This window comes from Halobacillus andaensis, from assembly GCF_014636475.1.
GTDB lineage: Bacteria > Bacillota > Bacilli > Bacillales > Halobacillaceae > Halobacillus_A > Halobacillus_A andaensis.
Window position 1 is genome coordinate 549730 of sequence record NZ_BMEL01000002.1, and the last position, 25023, is coordinate 574752.

General features: G+C 42.1%; 22 protein-coding genes and 1 riboswitch. Of the genes, 16 read left to right on the top strand and 6 right to left on the bottom strand.

Annotated elements, in window-relative coordinates; genetic code table 11:
- Nucleotides 1–230: 230 nt before the first annotated feature.
- Nucleotides 231–2087, top strand: a complete 1857-nt coding sequence (locus IEV27_RS10105; protein WP_188377335.1) for a cation:proton antiporter — start codon at nt 231–233, stop codon at nt 2085–2087.
- 562 nt (nt 2088–2649) lie between these two features.
- Here IEV27_RS10105 and IEV27_RS10110 read toward each other — a convergent pair.
- A complete protein-coding gene (locus IEV27_RS10110; RefSeq protein ID WP_188377336.1) occupies nt 2650–2832 on the bottom strand; it encodes an SE1832 family protein in 183 nt (60 codons plus the stop codon).
- Between the two features lie 118 nt (nt 2833–2950).
- On the opposite strand from IEV27_RS10110, the gene IEV27_RS10115 reads away from it, so the two are divergent.
- From IEV27_RS10115 to IEV27_RS10130, 4 genes are all read left to right on the top strand, one after another.
- Entirely contained in the window at nt 2951–3793 is an 843-nt protein-coding gene (locus IEV27_RS10115) for a GNAT family N-acetyltransferase (protein ID WP_188377337.1), read from the top strand.
- A 254-nt stretch (nt 3794–4047) separates the two neighbouring features.
- Nucleotides 4048–4605 (top strand): TRAP transporter small permease, encoded by a 558-nt coding sequence (locus IEV27_RS10120; RefSeq protein ID WP_188377338.1) that lies wholly within the window; start codon nt 4048–4050, stop codon nt 4603–4605.
- A 47-nt stretch (nt 4606–4652) separates the two neighbouring features.
- Nucleotides 4653–5918, top strand: a complete 1266-nt coding sequence (locus tag IEV27_RS10125) for a TRAP transporter large permease (protein ID WP_188377339.1) — start codon at nt 4653–4655, stop codon at nt 5916–5918.
- Between the two features lie 67 nt (nt 5919–5985).
- Nucleotides 5986–7032 carry a DctP family TRAP transporter solute-binding subunit gene (locus IEV27_RS10130; protein ID WP_188377340.1) on the top strand — a complete coding sequence of 349 codons (1047 nt, stop codon included), beginning with the start codon at nt 5986–5988 and terminating at the stop codon, nt 7030–7032.
- Nucleotides 7033–7603: 571 nt separating this feature from the next.
- On the opposite strand, the gene IEV27_RS10135 is transcribed toward IEV27_RS10130, so the two are convergent.
- Nucleotides 7604–8791, bottom strand: a complete 1188-nt coding sequence (locus tag IEV27_RS10135) for an MFS transporter (protein WP_188377341.1) — start codon at nt 8789–8791, stop codon at nt 7604–7606.
- A 123-nt stretch (nt 8792–8914) separates the two neighbouring features.
- Nucleotides 8915–9985: an AI-2E family transporter gene (locus IEV27_RS10140; protein ID WP_188377342.1), complete on the bottom strand. Its 1071-nt coding sequence runs from the start codon at nt 9983–9985 to the stop codon at nt 8915–8917.
- A 182-nt stretch (nt 9986–10167) separates the two neighbouring features.
- On the opposite strand from IEV27_RS10140, the gene pepT reads away from it, so the two are divergent.
- The 4 genes from pepT to IEV27_RS10160 all read left to right on the top strand — a co-directional run bounded on the left by pepT (nt 10168) and on the right by IEV27_RS10160 (nt 13396).
- Nucleotides 10168–11394, top strand: coding sequence for a peptidase T (gene pepT / locus IEV27_RS10145; RefSeq protein ID WP_188377343.1), 1227 nt, complete (start codon nt 10168–10170; stop codon nt 11392–11394).
- 285 nt (nt 11395–11679) lie between these two features.
- The gene (locus tag IEV27_RS10150; RefSeq protein WP_188377344.1) at nt 11680–12462 is read left to right on the top strand and encodes a TerC family protein; all 783 of its coding nucleotides are present in this window, start codon (nt 11680–11682) and stop codon (nt 12460–12462) included.
- Between the two features lie 221 nt (nt 12463–12683).
- Nucleotides 12684–12881 (top strand): SE1561 family protein, encoded by a 198-nt coding sequence (locus IEV27_RS10155; RefSeq protein ID WP_188377345.1) that lies wholly within the window; start codon nt 12684–12686, stop codon nt 12879–12881.
- 68 nt (nt 12882–12949) lie between these two features.
- Entirely contained in the window at nt 12950–13396 is a 447-nt protein-coding gene (locus IEV27_RS10160; RefSeq protein ID WP_188377346.1) for an OsmC family protein, read from the top strand.
- A gap of 34 nt (nt 13397–13430) precedes the next feature.
- Here IEV27_RS10160 and IEV27_RS10165 read toward each other — a convergent pair whose 3' ends face one another.
- From IEV27_RS10165 to IEV27_RS10175, 3 genes are read right to left on the bottom strand one after another with little or no spacing between them, the layout of a single operon-like run.
- Complete coding sequence (locus IEV27_RS10165; protein WP_188377347.1) at nt 13431–15083, bottom strand: glycoside hydrolase family 13 protein; 1653 nt, start codon at nt 15081–15083, stop codon at nt 13431–13433.
- 23 nt (nt 15084–15106) lie between these two features.
- Nucleotides 15107–15895 (bottom strand): endonuclease/exonuclease/phosphatase family protein, encoded by a 789-nt coding sequence (locus IEV27_RS10170; RefSeq protein ID WP_188377348.1) that lies wholly within the window; start codon nt 15893–15895, stop codon nt 15107–15109.
- A gap of 3 nt (nt 15896–15898) precedes the next feature.
- Nucleotides 15899–17566 carry a PTS transporter subunit IIBC gene (locus IEV27_RS10175; RefSeq protein ID WP_188377349.1) on the bottom strand — a complete coding sequence of 556 codons (1668 nt, stop codon included), beginning with the start codon at nt 17564–17566 and terminating at the stop codon, nt 15899–15901.
- 314 nt (nt 17567–17880) lie between these two features.
- Here IEV27_RS10175 and IEV27_RS10180 point away from each other — a divergent pair, with 314 nt between their 5' ends.
- From IEV27_RS10180 to IEV27_RS10210, 7 genes are all read left to right on the top strand, one after another.
- Complete coding sequence (locus IEV27_RS10180) at nt 17881–19137, top strand: DNA polymerase IV (RefSeq protein ID WP_188377350.1); 1257 nt, start codon at nt 17881–17883, stop codon at nt 19135–19137.
- 132 nt (nt 19138–19269) lie between these two features.
- Nucleotides 19270–19551 carry a helix-turn-helix domain-containing protein gene (locus IEV27_RS10185; protein WP_188377351.1) on the top strand — a complete coding sequence of 94 codons (282 nt, stop codon included), beginning with the start codon at nt 19270–19272 and terminating at the stop codon, nt 19549–19551.
- 105 nt (nt 19552–19656) lie between these two features.
- A riboswitch (FMN riboswitch) is annotated at nt 19657–19816 on the top strand.
- A gap of 137 nt (nt 19817–19953) precedes the next feature.
- On the top strand, nt 19954–21048 hold the full coding sequence (gene ribD / locus IEV27_RS10190; protein WP_188377352.1) for a bifunctional diaminohydroxyphosphoribosylaminopyrimidine deaminase/5-amino-6-(5-phosphoribosylamino)uracil reductase RibD: 1095 nt from the start codon (nt 19954–19956) through the stop codon (nt 21046–21048).
- Between the two features lie 3 nt (nt 21049–21051).
- Entirely contained in the window at nt 21052–21699 is a 648-nt protein-coding gene (gene ribE / locus IEV27_RS10195; protein ID WP_188377353.1) for a riboflavin synthase, read from the top strand.
- Nucleotides 21700–21715: 16 nt separating this feature from the next.
- Nucleotides 21716–22909, top strand: a complete 1194-nt coding sequence (locus IEV27_RS10200; protein ID WP_188377354.1) for a bifunctional 3,4-dihydroxy-2-butanone-4-phosphate synthase/GTP cyclohydrolase II — start codon at nt 21716–21718, stop codon at nt 22907–22909.
- Between the two features lie 84 nt (nt 22910–22993).
- The gene (gene ribH / locus IEV27_RS10205) at nt 22994–23464 is read left to right on the top strand and encodes a 6,7-dimethyl-8-ribityllumazine synthase (RefSeq protein WP_188377355.1); all 471 of its coding nucleotides are present in this window, start codon (nt 22994–22996) and stop codon (nt 23462–23464) included.
- Nucleotides 23465–23592: 128 nt separating this feature from the next.
- Nucleotides 23593–25023: a cryptochrome/photolyase family protein gene (locus IEV27_RS10210; RefSeq protein ID WP_188377356.1), complete on the top strand. Its 1431-nt coding sequence runs from the start codon at nt 23593–23595 to the stop codon at nt 25021–25023.

Consider the following 25023-nt stretch of genomic DNA (forward strand, 5'->3'; position numbering starts at 1 on the left):
AATAATTAGTTGTTCGAATTTGTCACAGGCGTAATCGTATCAATGTCAAAAAATTATGTCAACGGAATATTTAAAAAAATTTAAATAAACTGTATAGTACATTTTGGAAAGGCAATATATACTTCACAAGTAGAAATTAGAACAGTTTTATTTACATACAGAGTAAGTGTCTATACAATAAGTGATTATGATGAAATCGTTAGTGACACTTAAGTTAAGGAGACTTCTATATGTTTGATTCACTATTGTTTCAACTTATGCTTATTGGATTATTAGGAGTAGGCGCCCAATGGGTAGCCTGGCGATTTCGATTACCAGCGATCGTGATCATGTCTATTGCCGGGCTGATTGTAGGTCCTATTTTTGGTTGGATAGACCCTGAACAAGATTTTGGAGAATTATACAGCCCGATTATATCTTTAGCTGTTGCTGTGATCTTATTCGAGGGCAGCTTAAATTTAGATTTTAAAGAAGTTCGTGGTCTGGGAAGGCCAGTTTTCCGTATCGTTACGGTCGGAGCGTTTATCAGCTGGATTTTCGGGGCGTTAGCGGCTCATTACGTAGCTGGGTTATCATGGGCAGTTGCCTTTGTGATCGGCGGTTTATTTATTGTAACTGGACCAACAGTAATCTTACCTTTATTAAGGCAGGCTAAGCTTAAACCTCGTCCAGCTAAAATTCTGAAATGGGAAGGAATTATCATTGATCCTATTGGAGCGTTATTAGCCGTATTCGCTTTTGAAATTATAGAATTCTTAATAGGAAACAATGGTACACCATCTGCCCTTCTTACCTTCTTTTTAGCCTCCATTTTTGCTGTCATTTTGGGGTATGGACTAGGTAAAGGTGTCGGCTGGATGTTTGAAACAGGCTACGTGCCGGAATTTTTAAAATCCCCGGTCGTATTTGCTACCGTTATTGCATGTTTTACCATCGCAGACGAAATCACACATGAGACAGGACTTTTATCTGTAACAGCTATGGGGATGACGATGGCCAACATGCACATTTCTTCGATTTCAGATATGAGGCACTTTAAAGAAAATATTTCGCTTCTGTTTATATCGACGATTTTTGTCATGTTAACTGCGTCGTTAAATCGTGAAACACTAATAGAGATATTTAATATAGAGATCATTGGTTTTGTTTTATTAATGCTCTTTATCGTACGTCCGTTATCTATAATGGTTTCAACGTGGAGGACCGATTTAACGACTCCCGAAAAGGTGCTCGTCAGCTGGATTGCTCCTCGAGGAATCGTTGCTCTAACGGTGGCCAGTTATTTTGCGAGTGTTCTATTAGAGGCAGGATTTGAAGATGCATCGATTCTCCTTTCATTAACATTTGCGCTTGTCTTTACAACGGTTGTAGCACATGGGTTTTCTATTGGATGGCTGGCGAAAAAGCTTGGCTTATCGATGGAAGGACCTCCTGGTGTTCTAATTACTGGAGGGAATGCTTTTACAACGAATTTAGCAAAAGCATTAGAAGATTTGAAAGTTCCTGTGCTTATTAGTGATGCTTCTTGGGAAAAGTTAGCAGACGCACGTTCGAAAGGGTTAAAAACGTATCATGGAGAAATTCTTTCTGAACAAACTGAATACCACCTTGAAATGACACCGTATGAGTATATGATTGCTGCTACAGAATACGATTCTTATAACGCGCTCGTGTGTACTACATTTGTTCCTGAATTTGGACGTACGAACTTGTTTCAGCTGAGTTTAGATAAAGATGAAGGGGATAAGTTGGAAGATCTTGTGCATACAATTGGGGGCAGGATTTTCATCGGAGAGTACGCTACTTGGGAAGAATTAAACCAACGAGTGGAAAATGGATATGTGTTTAGAAAAACGACGATTACTCCCCAATTTACGTTTAAAGATTATTTAGATAAGAAAGATGAGAAAGCCATGCTTGTGTTTGTTAAGAAACAGACGAATAAGGTGGAATTCTTTAGTCATAAAAATGGTGTAAAAGTAGAGAATGGGGATATTGTCGTCTCGCTTACGCCTCCTATTAAAGAGCATGAAAAAATCCAAGAAAAACTTGAAAAACAGCGGAACGGAAACCGTCCTGATAAGTAAAAAAAACAACATCATGTGAATGCTCAGGCTGTCGAGAAAGTTATCGACAGTCTTTTTTTTGCTTTTTTTCCTAAAATTAAATCTTTTCTTTTGTTATTCATAAGATAGAATTCCTAAAGGCAGTGATGGTTTTTATTTCAATCAAGAAAAGATCATATTGGATGGGAAAAAGATAAAGAGCAGGTTCGTATGAACTGCCTTTCCAATGAAGGGAAGTGGATTTACCACATGAGAAAAGAGAAAGTGAAGGAACAGGCGATGATGACGACTGCCTGCCAGAACATGAAAAAGACTTCCCTCCATCTAGCCAGAGTGAGCTAGGTGAAGGAGAGTCTTTTTCTATCTTAATGAATTGCAAGGAGCGAAGCCCCTTTCACTCCTGCGGAAGAACGAGTGAGCCGAGATCGCCAAGCGTGGGTTTCGCGAGGAAGCTCGGGCGCTCGTCAGCGGAAAGGAAAGGGGCCTTCGCTCCTGGCGGCAAGAAAAAAAGCTTGCGGAAAAACACGGGGTTTCTCTACAAGCTGAAAGCAATCACATCATGTGATTGCTTTTTTCTGATCCTTTAAGCATTAGCTTCAGCCAGTTGTTTTTTAAGAACCTTAAGTTCATCTTCCATTTTTGCTAACTGCTTTTCAGCATTTTCGACATTCCCACCTGCGGCGTCAAGCTTTTCCAAATCACTTTGAATGCGAATATAATCAGACTTTAACGCTGCGATTTCATCTTGAATTTCTTGTTTAGTCATGAACGCTCACTCCTTTTTTTCCATTGTAGAGGAATTAAAAATTATATACAATGGAGTGAAAATTCTGACTACTATATGGTAAACTATATATCAATTAAGTAGTCGAGAGGGGGAAACGATGAACGTTACACAGCATCGATCAATTAGCGAGTTTGCACAACTTATAGAGCCTCTTTTATTAGAAAAGGAAGCGGAAAATAATCTATCACTCGGTATCTTAAATAATAGAAATCAATCAAAAGATACCATCATGCTTTCCTTATATAACGGCCGGGGCGAGATTGTTTATTCGACGCTTCGTACACCTCCTCACCTTTGGATACTGCCTTCTATAGCCGTGGATTCAAAATCATTCATTTCTCATTTAGCTGCCTATCTTTATAAAGAGGGTTTTGAAGTACCTGGAATTATCGGAGAAGCTTCGATTGTACGCTATTTTATTCATTCGTGGGAGCAATTAGCGGATATGAAGCCGGAATTACACATGGAGCAAGGAGTGTATGAACTCACTAAGGTCAATGCTCTGCCTCAAAAAAGGGGAAATTTGCGTTTAGCCTGTCCCAAGGATACAGAATGGCTCGTTGATTGGTTTAAACAATATTACAAAGAAACTAATGAGCTTCATCAATTACAGGGGGCAGAACAAATAGTTGAGGAGTTGATTCGTGGAGAGAAAACGTACATTTACGTAGTGAATGGACAAAGTGTCTCGATGGTTAGTCGAGCTAGAAGTACGCCTAATGGAGCTACGATTAACGGTGTGTTCACTCCTGACCTATATAAAAGAAATGGATATGCCACGGAAGCAGTGACAGTAATGAGTGAGAATTTATTAAATGAAGGCCATCAATTTTGTGCACTGTACACGGACTTATCGAATTTATCTTCTAATTCTATATATACAAGAATTGGATATAAAAGGGTAGGAGAGTCATTAGTTTACCATTTAATTGAAAAGTAAGCGTTTTTACTAGGTCCATCCTCACAAAAAATGGAATTGATTTTTGTGAATCTCGAGTATTTTGAATCTTTTGTAAGCTATATGGACCTTTAAGTAATAAATTATAAGTAAAATTGCTCTCATTGTACAAAATAAATTTTGAATACAGATTATACTGTATATCCGCATTTGTACGTTCGTGGTTTGTTCGGTATGATTTATAGTAACTGGGCTAAATTTCATACAAAATGCTCATCAGAGGAGGACACAAACATTTGAAATTTTTCAGGATACTAGACAAAGTCGTCCTTAAAATTGAAGAATTTATTCTCGGCTATGCGGTTATTATCATCGCGCTTATGGTAGTTGGCAATGCCTTAAGCCGTGCAATATTCAGCTATTCACTTTCGTTTGCGAATGAAGTGAGTCAAATTGCGGTGATCGTAGCTACATTTATGGGGATCAGTTATGCCGCACGAAAAGGACGCCACATTAGTATGTCAGCCTTCTACGATTTGGCTCCGTTTAAAGTGAGGAAAGTCGTTTCTACAATCATTCCTTTCCTTGTAGCGATTGTTCTATTCGTCTTAGCCTACTATTCCTACTTGTACGTGCTAAATGTTCGCGATTCAGGAACAGTCACATCAGCTCTTCAGATGCCGGCTTACATCATTTACATCGCGATTCCTTTAGGGTTTTTCCTCGGTGGAATCCAGTTCTTAAGAAATATGATTATTAACATTGTAAGACGTGAGGACGTTTATTTAGGAACAGATGCAAAAGATTACAATGACCAAGAAAAGACGGAAATTGACGAAGCTGCTCATCTATAAGACAGATTTATGCAATTAACTAAAACACTCGTAGAAAGGATAACGATATGGTCGCAACCTTACTAACGATCATGGTGGTCCTTCTGTTATTGAATTTTCCGATGATGATTCCGCTTATGGTAGCTCCAATCATCGTAGTTTTCTTATACTTTCCAACAATGGACCCGATGATTTTAATGAAGCAATTTTCAACAGGAATTGAAGCTTACGTGCTATTAGCTGTTCCGCTCTTTATTTTCGCAGCTGATATTATGACAGCTGGTAAAACTTCCAGACGTTTGCTGGATTTTATAGGATCTTTTATAGGACATATACGAGGTGGATATGCCGTAACGACGGCAGCATCTTGTACGTTGTTTGGAGCCATTTCAGGTTCCACACAAGCCACTGTAGTAGCGATTGGTAAGCCAATGCGTGAAAGATTACTTAAGATAGGCTATAAAGATTCTACAGCCATGGCCTTAATTATTAACTCAAGTGACGTAGCGTTGCTTGTGCCCCCAAGCATAGGAATGATCATGTATGGGCTTGTCTCAGGTACATCTGTAGGAGATTTATTTATAGCCGGTATTATTCCAGGAATCATTGTATTTTTAAGTTTTGCTATTTTCAGTATTATATATGCCAAAATAGCTGATATTCCTTTAGCAAATAAAGCCACGTGGAGTGAACGACTGACGTTTACTAGAAAAGCCCTTTTGCCGTTAGGTTTCCCGTTTATTATTATCGGTGGGATTTATACAGGATTATTTAGTCCTACGGAAGCGGCTGGAATGTCTGTTCTTTATGCGTTTATCCTCGAGGTCATTATCTATCGTTCCGTTCATATTAAGGAACTTCCTGAGATTGCGAAATCAACTGGATTAGTAACCTCAGCCGTATTCGTACTTGTGGCAGGCGGACAAGCCTTCACTTGGGTCATTTCGTTTGCGAGAATCCCTCAAATGATTACTGACACTGTATTGGGATCAGACCCTACTGCTTTATATGTACTCATCATGGTAACGATTTTCTTCTTTATCGGATGTATGTTTGTCGATCCAATCGTCGTCATTTTGGTACTAACACCTATTTTCTACCCGGCAGCTATGCAAGCTGGCGTAGACCCTGTTCATTTAGGGGTAGTCATTACTTTCCAGGCAGCATTAGGTTCAGCAACACCTCCATTTGGAGTTGATATATTTACGGCGAGTGCGGTTTTTAACAAACCTTATTTAGAAGTTATAAAAGGCACCCCGCCTTATATTGTAATGATGGTGATCATTTCTGTTTTACTTATTTACTTTGAAGAACTTTCCCTCATTCTCCTATAAGGAACTTTGAGAGAAAGATTAAATAAAAAACTATTGGGAGGTCATTAACATTTTAAACAAAAAGAAAATGTTAGGTTTAGTCGCAGCGTCAACGCTTAGTTTAACTCTAGCTGCATGTGGTCAAAATGATGAAGGCAGCGGTGATGGAGGAGAAGAAAGCTACGACTGGAAATTTGTCACGGAGGAAGTAGAAGGTCAAGTGCAGTATGAGTATGCTCAGGAATTTGCCGATCGTATGGATGAGAAATCAGACGGCCAGGTAAACATTGAAGTGTACGAGTTTGGTGGACTAGGCAGTGAGACAGACCAAGTAGAACAGCTGGAAAGCGGTACTGTTGAAATGGCTGTTATGTCTCCAGGTTTTACAGGTAATATGGTAAACGAAGGACAAATCTTTGCGCTGCATTTCCTGTTCCCTGACAGCGTAGAAGCTACTCAAAATATCTTAAACGAGAGTGAAGCGTTAAACACAGATTTACGTGAGAAATACGAAGAACATAGCATTACTCCACTTTCTTTCTGGACAGAAGGTGCGATGCAGTGGACATCTAGTAGTGAAATCTCTGAGCCCGCTGATTTTGAAGGTTTTAAAATGCGTACACAGGATTCACCGCTTATTCTGGAGTCCTATGAAGCTTATGGGGCAGATCCAACTCCAATGAGCTGGTCTGAACTTTATACCTCACTTGATCGTGGTACGGTTGAAGGGCAAGAGAATCCGATCTTCTTCATCGGTGATGCTTCCTTCCATGAAGTACAGGACTATATGACGATCTCAAACCATAACAACTATGTAGCAATGACCACTGTAAACACAGATTGGTATAATGAGCTTCCAGAAGAGATGCAGGAAATGCTGGATGAAACAACTCAAGAAATGCAAGAGTGGGCGTTTGACGAGCAAGACGCTCAAAACGAAGAATGGTTAGAAACGATCAAAAATGATGAAGAAAACGCTACTGAAATCATAGAACTTGATGAAGAGCAGCGTGATGCTTTCCGTGAAAAAGCTGAGCCAGTCCGCGAGTTCTACAGAGAAGAAGTGTCTACTGTAGATGGAGCAATCCTGGATAAACTAGAACAAGAAATCGAAGAAATGGGTGGAGAAGAGTAATCCCACTAATAGTAAGAGGCCGTCCTTAATAAGGGCGGCCTCAGCTTCTAGAGAAACCTTAGTTCTCTCCTTAACCTCGACAGTCTAAACATTTCTTGCACGAGGAAGAGGAAAGGGTTGTAGGAAACGACTCCCTTTCCAGGGGCGAATGGGGTGCCTCCTCAGGCTTTATCAGCCCTCCGGGGTCACACCTTATTGGTATCTCCCTTAGGAGTGTCGCCGTTTCCTAAAACCCTTTTTCGAAATAGATCATGGGAAAAATCATTTACTCAAGCTGTGCCTTTATGTAAACAGTTTGCGACAGGGCAGTCACTCTACGATGGTTCCACGATCCCACTTTGGTCAAAGGAAAGGAAAAAGTGCCGACTCCTGCGGGACGAGCAGACAGGAGAAGCCCCGCAGGTCGCAGACCGAGGAGATTTTCCGTCTTGCCCCGCGGAAAGCGGCGCTTTTTCCTGTTCCTTTGCTCCATACCAAAAGGAAGGAACCCTCCAATAAAATCATATCGAGTCCATCTAAGCTTTTTCGATACCCTGAGGCCGTTCTTATAAAGGACGGCCTTTTGTTTTGGTCAGGTTCCCTGCCATGGTTCGGTTTGTTTGCGAAAATCGATCCAGGTTAAAATGATGACGATAATAAAGAGAAAACTTGATATCTTAAATAAGGTAGCCGTCTCCACAAATGCATAAATAAAGCCTAGTATTAAAGCACTTAACCCGATTCCGAGATCAATGGAGGAGTAGAACATCCCATTGGCAATTCCACTTCGATCTACAGTTGTTTTTGAAATCACCCAGGCTTGGAAGGCGGGCATCATGGAACCATAACCTGCACCAAAAAGCGCACCGGCGATCATAAGGTCTACGTTTGAATCAGCTAATGATAACACCCACATCGCCACAAAAGAGATAGCTGAACAAATGATAATAAGTTTCCAAGGACCTTGTTTATCGAAGTATTTCCCTGTAATGGGACGGGACACGGTAGCTAACAAAGCATTAAAGAAATAAAATAAAAATACGCCATCCAGTCCTTGTTCGACGCCGAATATAACAATGTATGTGACAATGGAACCGTACCCAAACGTCGTTAAAAAAGTAACGAGAGCCGGGTAGCCGCTTTTCTTTTCTACAAGCGAACCCAAAAATGAGAAACGTGGCTTAACCACTCTATTGTCATACACGCTGTTAGGGGTAACAAAGCTTGTTAAAGCAAACAATCCAATGGCAATGATACCTAACCCTGCAGAGATCCATACAAGTAAATCAAACGTGTATTTTTGAAAAAGGTAGATGCCGAAGCTTGGGGCCATAATCATTCCAATTGTAATAGAAAGTCCAAAATAGCCCATTCCTTCTCCTACTCGTCTTCGAGGGACGAGATCCACCGCAGCCGTGCCGTTAGCGGTCGTCGACCAGCCCCAGGCGATTCCATGGGCAAACCGAATGATAAGTACCAACACAACAACTTGTGTGATTGGATAGAGAAGTGTTATAGCTAACAAGGAAATCGCCCCTGCTAATACTAAGGACTTTCGTGCTGACGTCATTAATAAATGACCAATAAATGGACGGATTAAAATAGCCGCAATGGAAAACATCGTAGTGACGAGGCCGATTTGCAGCTCGTTTCCCCCAATCGATTCAATATAAGGCGGTAAGTTAGGCAGAAGCATTTGAAAGCTCATAAATGTAAACAAGTTCGCTAAAATAAGAAAAATAAAAGGCCATGTCCATAATTTATTGGAAGGTGATGTCATATGGTGCTCCTCGCTTTCTAGCAATCGGTACCAGGTACACATTTCTCTTCTTGTACCTGGTACCAAAAAAGTGGTACCAAAATCAAAAGATAAACCCGCTATGCTTCATAGCGGGTTGTTGCCTTACTCGTGTGCGGCTTTACGCTCAAGCCATTCGTTATAGAAGTGACTGATGATTGTTTTAATAACGGCGTACGCTGGAATGGCGAATAGCAGACCTAGGAAACCAGCTAAGCTTCCGGCTGCCAGTATAATCGTAATGATCGTTAATGGGTGAATACTTAAAGCTTTCCCCATAACGTTAGGAGAAACAAGGTTGCCTTCTAGCTGTTGAGCTACAATCGTAATAATGGCTACGTAAACAGCCATTATTGGATCTTGGAATAGTGCAACTAATATCGCAGGAATGACAGCTAAGAACGGACCAACAAAAGGGATGACGTTCATGAGCATTGCGAAAAGGGCTAAGGTTAAGGAATAATTTAAACCAATAATAAGGTACCCAACTAGCAGCATCAATCCTACAAATACACTAACCGTAAGCTGACCTATAATAAAGGAATTCAGTGTATGGTCAAGGGATTTAGTCAGCTTCTCAAAGCTTGCAGATACGCGCTTATTCATAAACTGCTTTATGAATGGAACAAGTTTATGTCCATCTTTAAGCATAAAGAATAAGAAAAATGGAATCAGTACTAAACCAAAGACAAAACCGACTAACTGACTTATGACGTCAATTATAACACCAGGGGCCGCATCTAATGAACTTTGTAAACTTTCTACGACTCCGTTAAGAGAATCGTTGAACTGACTTGGAATAATGTCCTGATTCTGCTGCCAGTAGGTAATGGTTTCTCCGATCATATCACTCATACGCGGGATATTCTCAACAAGTCGGGTGAACTGCTCTTGAGCAATAGGAGCGATAAACCGAACGATGAAAAATCCAGCAAGTATGTATAAGAGAAAGACAATGACGATCGCCAGCAGCCGCGGAATTTTATAATGTTCTAGTAAATGCATGACGGGCCTTGAAATATAAAATAGAATCGCTCCCCCGATTAACGGAAAAGCAATCGCTCCAGCATACGTAAGAAAAGGAGCGAAAAAGAATTGAATCTCGTGTAAAAGTAAAATGAGCAAGGAAAGTAATATACCTGTTATTAGCACTTGAAACCAACGTTTATGTATCATATAACCACACCTTCGTCTATATCGATTATAACCACTCCATACCCTAATGGATAAGTGATTATGCAAAAAATTCAATATCGTATGTTTAGTATACTATAAGTCATTCAATTGTGTAGGGAGAGCGAACGTTTTACCTATGATTTCAAAAACACGTTATAATGAAAAGGGAAAGGGTGATAATCGTGCAAGAGGAATTGATGAATAGGTTTACGAATTATGTTCAAGTGGATACCCAATCGGATATAGATAGTGAAACCACACCTTCTACAGAAGGGCAGTGGATGCTAGCCCGCCAGCTCGTTGAAGAATTGAAAGAAATAGGGATGCAAGATGTAACTATAGATGATTATGCTTATGTGATGGCTACACTTCCTTCGAATATAGACAAGGACGTACCAGTCATTGGGTTTTTAGCTCATATTGACACAGCTACAGACTTTACTGGAAAAGGCGTCAATCCTATTATTCATGAGGATTACGATGGAGGGGAACTTCGATTAAACGATGAAGTCACATTATCTCCTCAAGAATTTCAAGAGCTTGCTACATATAAAGGACATACCTTGATTACGACAGATGGAACAACACTTCTCGGAGCGGATAATAAAGCAGGGGTGACAGAAATAATGACTGCTATGAATTATCTTATTCAGCACCCTGAAATTAAGCACGGAAAGATTCGTGTTGCTTTCACACCTGATGAAGAGATTGGGCGCGGCCCTCATAAATTTGATGTCGGCCGTTTTGGAGCCTCCTTCGCTTATACCGTAGACGGAGGTCCTTTAGGAGAACTCCAATATGAAAGCTTCAATGCAGCCGGGGCAAGGCTCACTTTTTATGGAAATAATGTACATCCTGGAACAGCTAAAGGAAAAATGCTTCATGCATCAAAGATGGCGATGGAGTTAATCGACCAGCTTCCTAAAGAGGAAGCCCCTGAATATACCGAAGAATATGAAGGCTTTTTCCACCTTGTTTCCTTTCAGGGAGATGTCGAGAAGGCTGAATTGCTTTACTTAGTAAGAGATCATAATAAGGAAAAGTTTGAGGACAAGAAAGCACTCCTTCAGCAAATGACAGAGAAGCTCCAGGACCGATATGGAAAAGGCCGAGTAAAGCTGGAAATGGAAGATCAGTATTTCAACATGCGTGATAAAATTGAACATGTGAAAGAGATCGTCGATATCGCTTATCAGTCGATGCGAAATCTTAATATAACCCCTATTGTGCAACCGATAAGAGGGGGGACAGACGGGTCTCAGCTTTCCTATATGGGACTGCCGACACCAAACCTGTTTACCGGCGGAGAAAACTTTCACGGTAAATATGAATACATCTCTCTCGATAATATGGAAAAGGCGACTCAAGTGATTGTAGAGATCGCGAAGCTCTATGCAGAAGAATCCTAAGAATAGTGTATAGTTCACCGTTTGAAACGCATAATGAGGATGGGGAAGGTTGAAAAAAGAATTGACAATGCGCGATCCCATGCTATGATATTAGTAGAATATAGCAATTCCTAAAGGGGAGTAGCTGGACAATAAAGTCGTCATTACGGGAGAGATCCCCGGCTTTATTGGCAACGGACGTTGTTAGCGAGACCTTTACCCACCTAAGGGTAAAGGTCTGTTTTTTTATGATCTTTACCTTCACGGTAGAGGTCATTTTTTTTGTAGGAAAAGGAGAGAAAAAAGATGGATGCTCAATTATTAATCGAGTACGGCTGGGTATTAATCGTGCTTGTTGGTTTAGAAGGGATTCTGGCAGCAGATAACGCACTTGTATTAGCTATTATGGTAAAACACTTGCCGGAAGACCAGCGTAAAAAGGCTTTATTTTATGGGTTGATGGGGGCTTTTGTGCTTAGGTTTGCTTCCTTGTTTGTCATCTCCTTCCTTGTTGATGTATGGCAGGTGCAAGCGTTAGGAGCAGCTTACTTACTCTTTATTTCAGGAAAACATTTATACGATAAATGGCGTACGAAGAACCTGGTGGAAGATGAGCCGGGTGAACATGTAGAAGAAAAAGCAAAAGGTTCCAGCTTCTGGATGACGGTCGTGAAAGTAGAGTTAGCCGACTTAGCTTTTGCTGTTGATTCCATTTTAGCAGCTGTAGCTCTTGCGATTGTTTTACCTGAAACTCCTCTGCCAGATGTCGGAAGCCTGGATGGCGGACAGTTTGCCGTTATTTTAGCCGGGGGAATGATCGGTATTATCATTATGCGTTTTGCTGCGAACGTGTTTGTTAATTTGTTACAATCACGTCCGGGACTGGAAATTGCAGCTTTTGTTATTGTAGGCTGGGTTGGTGTGAAGCTTGTAGTCTCCACGTTGGCTCACCCCAATATTCAGATTCTTGATGAGCATTTTGCCCATTCTACCGTGTGGAAGGTTTCTTTTTATACGATATTAGTAGGGATTGCTGTAGCAGGCTGGTTCTTATCTGGTAAAAAGAAAACAAAAAAGAAAGAAGCATAATGAGCTGCAGGGTAACTCCTGCGACATCCAGCTCCAGCGCCCAGACGCTCGAGTCATAAGCCATCCGCCCTGCGGAAAGGAAGGCCACTTTCCTCCGGCCGTTTTGCTTATGCGTTTTGTGTCTACCAGGGCGCTCGAGCCTTTGTTCTTCCATGCAAATTTGTCAGAAGGTGCACAACTTTTTGTTATAGTGGAAGAAAAGAATGAAGGAGGAGTAGACGGTGGGGAAAGCGGCTAACAATCGTGAAGATCAGTTTCGCTATGTGAAAAACCGAATCAACATGCTTAATCAAGTCGTCTCAACAATGGATGAGCAAGACGTGGATTATGAGGATTATGAGCGGTTGCTTGAAATGGTTGAACAATTGCAAATGAAAATGGCTCGCTTCAAAAGAGATTGGGAAGACGAGCGCGAGTAACGATCAAACACATCGTTTCCTCTCCTTTTATACATCGTATAAAATAGAAGCCGAAGGAGTGATGAACAATGGCTTTACATCATTTTCATTTAAAAGCAGACTGGCCAGGCGGCCGTAATGAAGTTGGGTATATTGAAGCAGACCAATTAAAATCGAAAATATCGATTCCAAAAGAAATGGACGGGCCGAATGTAGGAACCAATCCTGACGAAATGCTGTTAGGCGCTGCAGCGACTTGTTATATTATTAGTTTAGCTGCTATGATTGAGCGCGCTCGTTTGCCATTAGCCCATATGGAGATGGACTCTGAAGGAATTGTTGACGTAACGGAAGGCATCTTTACTTATCAGAAGATTATTCATAAGCCAAAGGTGTTCCTGACGAAGGAAGCAGGAGAGAAGCAGCTTAAGCGACTTGATCAGTTAGTAAAGCAAGCGGAAAGCAGCTGTATGATCTCTAAAGCGATCGCTGGAAATGTTGAGCTTGAGCTTCAGGCGGAGACAGGAATCCAATAAGAAACCCCACGCCTAGGCGTGGGGTTCGTTCATTTTAAAATAAGTAAACACGAGCCTCAAATGGTGCAAGATCTAGTTTCTTTGTGTTTTCTTCGGGTGCGCTTCCGTTGGCCAGAATAAGGTCGTTTTTGTTTAATGTGTATTCACTTTCAAACGCAGCTTCCTCTGCGGTAAGGTTCGTAATAATGAGTGCAGTTTGACCTTCAAACGAGCGCGTATAGGCATAAACTTGAGTATCCTCAGGCATAAGCAGGTCGTACGGCCCATAGGTGAAAATCTCATAGTTCTTTTTCAAGCCGATTAACTGTTTATAGAAGGAAAGGATCGAGTCTTCTTCTTTAAGCTGACGAGCAACGTTAATTTCTTTATAATTCGGATTTACTTTCAGCCATGGCTTACCAGTTGTAAATCCAGCTTGAGGTTGATCGCTCCACTGCATAGGAGTCCGGCTGTTGTCTCGAGAAGTGGTTCCTAATACGTTCATAATCTCCTTATGTGACCAGCCGTCCGCTTTTTTCACTTTATAAAAGTTTTTAGCTTGAACGTCGTCGTAATCTTCTATAGAAGAAAATCCGATGTTCGTCATGCCGATTTCCTGCCCTTGATAAATAAAGGGAGTTCCTTGCATTAAAAAGTACATCGTAGCCATAGCGGTGGCACTCTCATACCAATATTTCGTATCGTTGCCCCAAGTAGAAACGATACGTGCTTTATCATGGTTTTCAAGAAACAGAGCGTTCCAGCCGTCTCCTTCAAGCGCTTTTTGCCAACGCGTCAGCGTATGTTTTAAAGCGGGGACGTCTAACGGCTGGTCAGCATCTTGGTCCCATAAATCTAAATGTTCAAATTGGAAAATCATATCCATTTTTCCGTTTTTGCCAACCCACTGGTCAGCTTCTTCTGCACTGACCCCATTCGCTTCACCAACTGTCAGGGCATCGTACTTACCATACGTTTCATCCTTGAATTCTTGAAGAAAATCATGAATGCCTTCCTGGTTCATGTGCATTTCAAAAGAAGAAACATAATCCTTTCCATACGGATTAGGTAAATCGGGAAGGTTTTCTCGTTTCTTAATGTGGCTGATGGCATCAATACGAAAACCGTCAATGCCTTTGTTAAGCCACCAGTTTACCGTATCGTATAAAGCATCTCGAACCTCTTTGTTTTCCCAGTTTAAGTCCGGCTGTTTTTTAGAGAAAATGTGAAGGTAATACTGTTCTGTTTTCTCATCGTACTCCCATGCCGAGCCTTCGAAAATACTTTCCCAGTTATTAGGTTCCTGACCATTTTTTCCATCACGCCAAATATACCAATCACGTTTTGGGTTATCCTTAGAGGAGCGTGATTCTATAAACCAGGGGTGCTCATCACTCGTATGGTTAAGGACAAGATCAATGATTAGCTTCATGTCACGTTTATGCACTTCTTTAAGAAGCTGATCAAAATCCTCGAGCGTACCGAATTCTTCTAAAATATCCTGGTAATCTGAAATATCGTAGCCATTATCATCTTTTGGAGATTTATACATGGGGCAGATCCATATAAAATCAATGCCCAGGTCTTTTAAGTAGTCAAGACGTTCAATCATTCCTTGAATATCCCCAATTCCATCTCCGTTTGAATCCTGGAAACTTTGCGGGTACACTTGATAGCCAACGGCTTCTTTCCACCAAACTTTTTCCACTAGTAAAACCTCACTTTTATCATTTAATTTCGATCATATTCGATCTCTAATCCGTAATGGTCAGAAATGACAGGCTCATTCTTTCCATCGAATACAACAGACGATTGAAGGACGTTTACCTTTTCATTTGTAAAAATATGATCGATTTTCAAATCTGCTTGATTGTCATCCCATCCAGCAATTTTACCTTTAATCGTACTCGTCCCGTTTTGTCTGCGAGCTTCTTGGTGGGTATCGATAAATCCCTTTTGAAGGATATAATCATAACCTTCACCTTCCACATTGTCAGCTGCATTAAAATCTCCTAATAGAAAGCAGGGGTGGGAGCTTTGTTTGGTTAAGCGATCGATTTGGTTGTCGTAAGGTTCGTCCTCATCTCCCCACCAGCCTAAATGGCAGGAGTAGAGAGAGTGTGGAGTCCCGTTTATATGAAGCGTTGCACCGACAATTTTTCTCGATTTCCAAAAATCGATCGACTCTGATGAAGTAATGTAGAACTTCTCTACTTCTCTAACGGGATGACGTGTTAATAATGCAATACCCTCTTCATACACATCGTAACCAAAGTGAGATACGTCCCAATGCAGCTCGTAATCCATGCTGCCAAGAGCTTCTAAGTGTTGAAGCAAAAGTAACCCATAATTATCTTCTCGAATCGCACCGTAAGCAAGAGGAGAGTCCATATGCTGACTCACCTCTTGAAGAGCAACGGCATCATAACGTTTTTTATGAATGACTTCGGCTAACTGGCTGATCTTTTTTAATTGATCCTTTTCCTGCCAGGCATGAACGTTGAGCGTTAACAGCTTCATAACTTACGCTCCTAACTTCGTTTGTATATCAGATTTTAACACATCGGCTTTCGGACCGTAGATCGCTTGAACGCCGCGGTCTTTAACGACGAGTCCCATGGCTCCGTCACGTTTCCATTCCGCTTCATCCGCCACGAGTTCCAAATTGTTAACCGTAACACGCAGACGCGTCATGCATGCATCGACTTCTTCAATGTTATCACGTCCTCCAAGCATAGCAATGACTTTATTCGCTTGAGAGCTTTCATCTTCATTTTCATCACCATCAGCTGTATGGCCTTCTGCAGGCACAGCATCTTCGATATAGTTGCCTTTTCGGCCTGGTGTAGGCAGCTTCAATTTTCGAATCATTAAATGAGCCATTCCGAAGTTTAAACCAAAGAATACAAGGCATGTAATCACAAAGTTAATTAAGTCGCGGCCAATTCCAGCATTGATCATTAAAGGTGTCCGCGTCAGAAGCTCAATAATGCCAAAGGCGTGAACACGAAGGTCGATTAAATCAACCATCGCAAAAGCTAATCCAGTTGTAATGGCATAAGCTACGTAAAGAAGGGGAGCAGCGAACATAAACATGAATTCAATCGGCTCCGTAACACCTGTTAAAAATACAGCTAAACCAGCAGAAAGGAAAATAGACTTATATTTGTGTTTCTTATCTTTATCTACATTTAAATACATAGCAAGCGCAATTCCGATTAAAGAAGCGGTAGAAATAATAACCTGGCCTGCTTTAAATCGAGCAGGAGTCACATCTTCTTCAAGCTCCTGATAGCCTCCCATATCGCCTTGGGCCATTAAATTGTATAGATCAGTAGCCCAAGCCAGCCATAGCGGGTCTTGTCCAGCAACCGCTTCTCCTGCATTTTGACCGGTTTGCATAATGTACGTTCCGCCAAGCTCCGTATAGTTAATAGGTACCGTCAGCATGTGGTGTAAGCCAAACGGAAGCATTAATCGTTCGACAGCTCCGAAAATGAAGGGAGCAATAACAGGTGCGGTGTTTCGTGAAGTCGCAATCCATTCCCCGAAATTATTTAATCCCGTTTGAACCGGCGGCCAAATAAAGGCAAGTAATAGAGACACAATAACTGACCCGGCCATCACGGCAAATGGTACAAATCGCTTTCCATTAAAGAAACCTAATGCTTCAGGAAGCTTATTAAACGCATAATACTTATTGAATAAGCTGGCTCCAAGGAAACCGGAAATAATGCCGACGAATACCCCCATATTGAGAGCGGGAGCACCAAGGACGTTAATGAAATAATCACCGACGACCATTTCATTTCCAACAAGAGACTGGACCGTTGGACTTTCTTCAGCTAACATATCTGAGCTAACCCCGAAGATGGCACCAGTTATCCGGTTAATGAAAATAAAGGCAAGAAGGGCAGCAAATGCTCCTCCGGCTCGTTCTTTAGCCCATGAACCACCAATAGCGACAGCGAACAAGATATGTAGATTATTTATAATCGCCCAGCCAATATCCTCCATAATTCGTGCAATCGCTTGCATAAATGCCAAGTCTGTAACGACCATATCCAAAGCCTTCCCTAATGAAATCATAATACCTGCTGCAGGCATGACAGCAACAACGACCATTAAGGCTTTTCCAAACTTTTGCCAGAAATCAAAAGAAAAAATCGGTAACTGCTTTAACTTTGACATGTAATTTACTCTCCTTTTTAGTATATAGATTGGAATCGTTCTCATAAAAGTAATAAATAAAAACGTTTGTTTTGTGCAAACGTTTTCGCTGTTTTACATATTAAATGATTTCATAAAGATTGGCAATAGATTTGCTGAAGATTTTTTTGGAAGAGTAGAGTTCAGTGGTAAATTGTGATTTCGCATGTATGTTTGTTCGTACATTATCTTTAGGTAACAGGATCCCTCGTGAGCAATGGATAAAATCGCCACTGTTCAAAAAAGAATCAAATGGTTATAATAAGAACAAACGTTCGTAATATGGAGTGGTAGAGATGGATTACTCAAGTTATCCTCGGCATGATGTCCTGTGTATTGATATGCGTTCATTTTATGCAAGTGTGGAATGCGCGAGGCGTGGTCTCGATCCGCAATCAGCTCTTTTAGCTGTAGTGGGGGACCCAAGCCGAAGCGGAAGTATCGTATTGGCTGCATCGCCGGCTTTGAAGAAAAAGCATGGCATTAGCAATGTCAGCCGTTTCTTTGAGTTACCGGATGATCCGCAGCTCGTCATTGCACAGGCTCATATGGGAGATTACCTGGAAGTATCGGTAGAAATCACAAAAATGATTATGAATTATGTTCCGCCTGAAGCAGTACACGTGTATTCCGTAGATGAATTGTGGGTAACGATTGACGGGCTAGAGAAGCTTTACGGCTCTCCTTATGACATCGCCCGCATGATTCAAGACAACATTCGCGATCAGTTCGGCATCGAGTGTGTGATCGGAATAGGAGATAATAAGTTTTTAGCTAAAGTCGTCATGGACATTCACTCAAAAAAAGCAGAGGACGGGATCGCAGAGTGCAGATATGAAGACGTAGAGCGTTTGCTGTGGCCTACGCCGATTGAAGACATTTGGGGGATCGGCAAGCGTATGATGCGTAATTTAAACCGCATGGGGATTGTAACGCTCGGACAGCTGGCGAAGCATCCAGTTAAATATTTAAAAAAGCATTACGGCATCATGGGGGAACAGCTGCATTGGCACGCCTGGGGCATTGATTTAAGCCCGGTGATCGGTGATTTTACGAAAACGGAACAAAAAGGTTATGGTCATGGCATTACGTTATTGCGTGATTATAGCGGGGAGGAACTGCCGACCGTTATTCTTGATTTGTGCGAGGAAGCGTGCCGGCGTGCGCGAAGAGATAAGCAGGCAGGGAGGACGGTTCATCTGTCGGTCTCGTATTCGAGTGAAACAGGAGGCGGCTTCAGCCGGTCTATGTCGATGGATCTGCCGACAAACATTACGATGGATATGTTTCATTTATGTATGCGGCTGTTCCGTACGTTTTACGACGGAGAAAGTAAGATTCGCCGAACGAGCGTGACGTTGACGAATCTGGATGATGATATAGCTACGCAGCTTACGTTATTTGACGACCGCCCGAAGAAAAAAGATGTCGGCATCGTTATGGATGAAATTAGAGATAAATATGGCTCAACGGCAATATTACGAGCAAGCAGCTTTACGAAAGCCGGGATTACACCGGAGCGCAGCAAGAAAATCGGCGGGCATTTTGCTTAACTGTCGTCTGCCGTATTTTAATAAGAGATTGAAAAATAATGATTCTCCAATCATAATCCTTTCTCTCTTAATATGTTTACTGTGAAAGAAGAGCGGATAGACTCCTGCGGAGAGAACCACAGGTCTAAAGAGATGAGTGAATATGTTAAAACGATGTTTCATCAATTTGGGGAAAATTTACAAAACGCGCGTAATAAGCAGGGGCTCAGCCTGAAGCAGTTAGCGGAAAAAACGGGGCTGAATCAACAAGAATTAGAGAAGGTAGAAAGAGTAGATTTGGGAACAGACATAGGTGCAGATGAGGTAATTATACTCGCGTATGAATTGAAGGTTCATCCGACTGTATTACTGGAGGAAAGTGAAGAAGCGAGAATTTTAAGGAAGAAATTGAACGCAGCATGGAGTGATAAATAAAATAACCATTCAATTGGCAAAACTGAGCAGGCGTGCCTGATGGAAAACAAATGGATTGCGATATTATCACATTTCCATTATATTAATAGTAATACAATAGAATATTTAGTCCTTCGGGGTCGGGTGAAAATCCCAGCCGGCGGTAATGAGCGTAATGAATTGTGCGTTCCGAGCCCGCGACGGGGAAGCAGCAGCTATGCGTTTCCCCCTGATTTGGTGCATAATCCAAAGCCGACAGTGAGAGTCTGGATGGGAGAAGGAATGAAGAACGCCAGAGGTACAGCAGAAATTCTGCAATTGTATCCTTTATTAGGCGCAGCTTTGTGCATTTTAAAAAATGTAAAATAACCCTGGGGAAGTATGTCTTCTTCAGGGTTTTTTTGTGTGAATTGAGGTGAGCAGATGGATCGTGATCAACACTATATGAGAATGGCCATTGAAATGGCGAAAGGGACCGTGGGGCAGACGACTCCCAATCCTTCCGTTGCTGCCGTTATCGTCAAGGATAACCAGGTGGTAGGTCTCGGCGTACATGTGAAAGCAGGAGAACCTCATGCGGAGGTTCATGCTCTTAAAATGGCCGGAGAAAAGGCGCGGGGAGCTGATATCTATGTAACGCTTGAGCCATGCAGCCACTTTGGTCAGACACCTCCATGTGCTCAGGCCGTTATAGATGCAGGGATTAAACGAACGATCATTGCTTCCCATGATCCGAATCCTAAAGTAAGCGGAAGAGGCGTTGAAATGATGGAAGCCGCAGGTATAGAAGTGAAAACAGCGGTTTTACGGGATGAAGCTGGTCAGCTTAACCGGGCTTTTTTTCACTTTATTCAAACGAAACGCCCTTACGTACGCTTGAAATCAGCCATTAGTATGGATGGTAAAATTGCAACTTCAACAGGAGAGAGTCAGTGGATCACTGGAAAAGAAGCAAGAGCAGATGGGCATCGTTACCGTCATCAGTCAGCGGCGATTTTAGTTGGCATCAACACGGTTATGATGGATAATCCAAAGCTGACAACTCGCATTGATGGCGGAGGCAAGCACCCGGTGCGGATCGTGCTCGATACTCATCTTCGCATGCCGCAGTCCGCTCAGCTTGTTCAGGATCCGACGGCACCGACGTGGATTTTTACAGGTTCTGAGATAGATGAAGCCCAGAAAGTGGCGTTAGAAAGCCACGCTCACGTGCAAGTCTTTTCATTAGATACACCAGAAGTAGACGTAGAAGCTGTTTTAAAATATCTCGGCGAGAAAAAAATAACCTCGTTACTTATAGAAGGCGGAGCCACCGTGGCCGACGCATTCGTACGAGCAGGACGCGTAAATGAAGTCATTACCTATATGGCCCCGAAACTTATAGGTGGTAAAGAAGCGCTGACGTCGGTTGCTGGGGAAGGCATCAGCCAGCTGAAAAATGTAGCTCAGTTTGAGTTTGTCTCAAGTGAACGAGTCGGTGAAGACTTGAAAATTATCTCCGTGAAGAGGGAGGGGTAAACCATGTTTACAGGTATAGTAGAAGAAATTGGTTCCATTAAAGGAATTAAAACGAAAACAGAAGCTATGGAATTAAGTATTAAAGCAAAAGATATATTAAACGACGTCAATTTAGGCGACAGCATTTCAATTAATGGTGTGTGCTTAACGGTCACAAGCTACACCGATCAAAGCGTTGAATTTGATGTCATGCCTGAAACGTTCCGTGCGACGAACCTTCATGAGCTCCAGCAGGGCAGTCCAGTAAATTTAGAGCGTGCGATGGCGGCAGGCGGACGTTTTGGCGGACACCTCGTCTCGGGTCATATTGACGGGACAGGGCAAATTGTCAGCAAAACACCGGAATCAAATGCCGTTTATTACGAGATCGAGTTGCCAGATGAACTTATTAAATATTTTGTATATAAAGGATCGATTGCCGTAGACGGTACGAGCTTAACCGTGTTTGGTGTGAATGAAAACCGTGTCACAATTTCGCTCATCCCACACACGATGGAGCACACGGTGCTAGGAAATAAAGGTCCGGGAGACCGCGTCAATATAGAGTGCGATATGATCGGTAAATATGTCGCTCATTTCTTAGGAAAAGATGAACCGGATGAAAAGTCGCAAATGACAAAAGAATTTTTAAGTGAGAATGGATTTGCTTAATGGAAGGAGCATCAGCATGTTCGATTCAATTGAAAAAGCGTTAGAGCATTTGAAACAAGGTAAAATGGTGATCGTTTGTGATGATGAAGATCGTGAAAATGAAGGCGACTTAATAGGACTTGCTGAGTATGCGAGCCCTGAAATGATTAACTTTATGATTACTCGCGGGCGTGGTCTAGTCTGTACTCCTATTACAGGGGAATTAGCGGAACATCTTGAACTGCTCCCAATGGTAGGAACGAATACAGATCCGAACCAAACGGCTTTTACTGTAAGTATCGACCATAAACATACGACGACGGGGATTTCAGCAGATGAACGTGCGTTAACCATTCGCGAGCTGTTAAATCCTGAAGCCGTCGCAGGAGATTTTCAAAAACCAGGTCACATTTTCCCATTGATTGCAAAAGAGGGAGGCGTACTGCGCCGCGCAGGTCATACCGAGGCTGCAGTTGATTTAGCTGTCCTGGCAGGAGCTAAACCAGCCGGCGTCATTTGTGAAATCATTAAAGACGACGGAACAATGGCGCGCGTACCTGACTTAAGAACAATGGCGGATGAATTTGATATTCCTATGATTACAATTGCGGATCTAATTCAATATCGTCACCGTCATGAAGATCATGTGAAGAGAGAAGTTGAAATTCAACTGCCAACAGAGTACGGCGATTTCCGTGCGGTTGCCTATACGAATGATATTGATCATAAGGACCACATCGCCTTAATCAAAGGCGATATAAAGCCGGATGAGCCTACACTTGTACGTGTGCATTCGGAATGTTTAACAGGCGATGTATTTGGCTCTTACCGCTGTGATTGCGGACCGCAGCTGCATAATGCATTAAGACAGATCTCAGAGAACGGCAGCGGTGTGCTGTTATACATGCGTCAGGAAGGACGAGGAATCGGTCTGCTTAATAAAATGTTTGCCTATAAGCTGCAAGAGGAAGGATTAGATACTGTAGAGGCAAACGAAAAGTTAGGGTTTGGTCCGGATTTGCGTGATTACGGAGTAGGCGCTCAAATTCTAAGAGAACTGGGCATTTCAGAAATTAAACTGCTCACAAATAATCCTAAGAAAATCTCAGGGTTAAGCGGCTATGGACTCGAAGTTGTCGAACGGGTAGCGATCCAAATGCCGTCACGAAAAGAAAATGAGCTTTACCTAAAAACAAAACAATCCAAGATGGGTCATCTATTTCACTATTAGGAAGAAAGCGTCGGCGGGCATGTAAACGTCCAGCAGCTGACGTTGTAAATCAGAATATCAGTTCATAAAAAGGGAGCGATTAGATTGGTTAAAGTAATAGAAGGCAATTTAGTAGGAAGCGGATTAAAAGTAGGAATCGTCGTGGGGCGCTTTAATGATTTTATTACTGGAAGACTTTATGAAGGTGCGGTAGATGCGTTAAAACGTCATGGCGTAGATTTAGATGACGTAGAAGCAGCTTACGTCCCGGGAGCTTACGAGATCCCAATGGTTGCGAACAAAATGGCCGGATCTGGGAAATATGATGCTGTGATTACGCTTGGCGCAGTGATTCGCGGCTCAACTCCACACTTTGATTACGTATGTGGGGAAGCAGCAAAAGGTGTTTCTCAAGCTTCTATGCAAAGTGGCGTACCGGTTATTTTCGGTGTGATCACAACCGATACAATTGAACAGGCGATTGAGCGTGCAGGAACAAAAGCTGGAAACAAAGGCTGGGAAGCGGCAACAGCTGCGATTGAAATGGCTAACTTAAACAGACAATTCGAAGTATAATTCATCACGAGCATCGAGTTCTCTTCACATAGAGAGCTCGATGTTTTTATTATCCTCCATTACGATTATTTTTCTACATATACGGGTACTATGGACAACAGGGTCAACGTGGAAACGGGGGATGCAGGATGGGAACAAAGGTTGTATGGTTTAGGAGAGATCTAAGGCTGAATGATCACACAGCCCTCTCCCGTGCGGTGCAGGATGCAGGCGAAGACGATCAATTATTATTTATTTTTCATATACACCCTAAATTAATAGAAGAGTTTACTGTAAGGCATGATTACTTTTTCCAAACGGTACATTCTTTAGACGAAGCTTCCGATCAATTAGGTGCCCCTCTTCACTTTTTATATGGAGATGTGGACACAGCGTTTAAGCAGCTGTTCAACCAAATGGAAGACATCGATTCGATCTATTTTAACTATGATGAGGTAGGGTTTGGTAAAGAACGAGACGATTACATGATCAACTGGTTTAAAGAACAAGATATCACTGTGTACTCGGCGATTGATCATCACATCCATTCGGCAAAAGAAGTGTACAAGCAGGATGGCAGTTACTATAAAGTGTATTCTCCTTATTATAAAAAATGGCAGCAGCTGGATAAACCGGAGATAAGATCCGTCGATCACATGAAAATAGAGCATCACGCCGTGGATGTTCGAGATCGATTTAAGAAAGGTCAGAATAAATGGTCATCGATTAAGGAACAATTTGAATATGCCGGAAAAGATGTGGGCGAACAAGCGGCTCTTGATCGTTTGGATTGGTTTTTAGATGGAGTCATTTACGATTATCATAAAGAACGAGATTTCCCTGCGGTCGATGGGACGAGCCTCATGTCTCGTTTCTTGAAAACAGGGGCGGTATCACCGCGTACCATATATCACAAAGTACAGAATGAGACGGATGGGCGCAAAGGGCAGCAAGGGATTGATACTTACATTCAAGAAATTGCATGGCGTGATTTTTATAACATGATTTATCATTTCTATCCGAATGCGCGCGATAAGGAAATGGTAGAAAAATATCGAGGTATTGATTGGAATGAAGATGATGAAGCGATGGAGCGTTGGAAGCAAGGTGAAACGGGCTTTCCACTGATTGACGCTGCTATGAGGCAGCTGAATGAAACGGGGTGGATGCACAACCGTCTGCGGATGGCGGTAGCCTCGTTTTTAACGAAAGATCTACTTCTTGATTGGCGGCTTGGTGAACGCTATTTTAGGGAAAGGCTAATCGACTACGATCCAGCTTCAAACATCGGAGGCTGGCAATGGGCCGCTTCTACAGGGACAGATCCTGTTCCTTATTTTCGAGTATTCAATCCTACACGGCAATCCGAACGCTTTGATCCTCACGGCCGCTTTATTAAACAGTGGCTGCCGGAGCTTGAGAATGTGGAGAAAAAATACATTCATGAGCCAAGTAAAATGTCAGCAGATAAACAGGAGCAGTCAAACTGCATCATCGGCGAGGACTATCCTGAGCCCATCGTTGATCATAAAACAATGCGTAACAAAGCCATCGACCGTTTTAAAAATGTAAAAGACTGA

What these genes read in the sequence shown, in the direction of transcription:
- IEV27_RS10105 (WP_188377335.1), top strand. Translation starts at nt 231, where the DNA reads ATGTTTGATTCACTATTGTTTCAACTTATGCTTATTGGATTATTAGGA.
- IEV27_RS10110 (WP_188377336.1), bottom strand. Translation starts at nt 2,832, where the DNA reads ATGACTAAACAAGAAATTCAAGATGAAATCGCAGCGTTAAAGTCTGAT.
- IEV27_RS10115 (WP_188377337.1), top strand. Translation starts at nt 2,951, where the DNA reads ATGAACGTTACACAGCATCGATCAATTAGCGAGTTTGCACAACTTATA.
- IEV27_RS10125 (WP_188377339.1), top strand. Translation starts at nt 4,653, where the DNA reads ATGGTCGCAACCTTACTAACGATCATGGTGGTCCTTCTGTTATTGAAT.
- IEV27_RS10130 (WP_188377340.1), top strand. Translation starts at nt 5,986, where the DNA reads ATGTTAGGTTTAGTCGCAGCGTCAACGCTTAGTTTAACTCTAGCTGCA.
- IEV27_RS10135 (WP_188377341.1), bottom strand. Translation starts at nt 8,791, where the DNA reads ATGACATCACCTTCCAATAAATTATGGACATGGCCTTTTATTTTTCTT.
- IEV27_RS10140 (WP_188377342.1), bottom strand. Translation starts at nt 9,985, where the DNA reads ATGATACATAAACGTTGGTTTCAAGTGCTAATAACAGGTATATTACTT.
- IEV27_RS10150 (WP_188377344.1), top strand. Translation starts at nt 11,680, where the DNA reads ATGGATGCTCAATTATTAATCGAGTACGGCTGGGTATTAATCGTGCTT.
- IEV27_RS10160 (WP_188377346.1), top strand. Translation starts at nt 12,950, where the DNA reads ATGGCTTTACATCATTTTCATTTAAAAGCAGACTGGCCAGGCGGCCGT.
- IEV27_RS10170 (WP_188377348.1), bottom strand. Translation starts at nt 15,895, where the DNA reads ATGAAGCTGTTAACGCTCAACGTTCATGCCTGGCAGGAAAAGGATCAA.
- IEV27_RS10175 (WP_188377349.1), bottom strand. Translation starts at nt 17,566, where the DNA reads ATGTCAAAGTTAAAGCAGTTACCGATTTTTTCTTTTGATTTCTGGCAA.
- IEV27_RS10180 (WP_188377350.1), top strand. Translation starts at nt 17,881, where the DNA reads ATGGATTACTCAAGTTATCCTCGGCATGATGTCCTGTGTATTGATATG.
- IEV27_RS10185 (WP_188377351.1), top strand. Translation starts at nt 19,270, where the DNA reads ATGAGTGAATATGTTAAAACGATGTTTCATCAATTTGGGGAAAATTTA.
- ribD (WP_188377352.1), top strand. Translation starts at nt 19,954, where the DNA reads ATGGATCGTGATCAACACTATATGAGAATGGCCATTGAAATGGCGAAA.
- ribE (WP_188377353.1), top strand. Translation starts at nt 21,052, where the DNA reads ATGTTTACAGGTATAGTAGAAGAAATTGGTTCCATTAAAGGAATTAAA.
- IEV27_RS10200 (WP_188377354.1), top strand. Translation starts at nt 21,716, where the DNA reads ATGTTCGATTCAATTGAAAAAGCGTTAGAGCATTTGAAACAAGGTAAA.
- IEV27_RS10210 (WP_188377356.1), top strand. Translation starts at nt 23,593, where the DNA reads ATGGGAACAAAGGTTGTATGGTTTAGGAGAGATCTAAGGCTGAATGAT.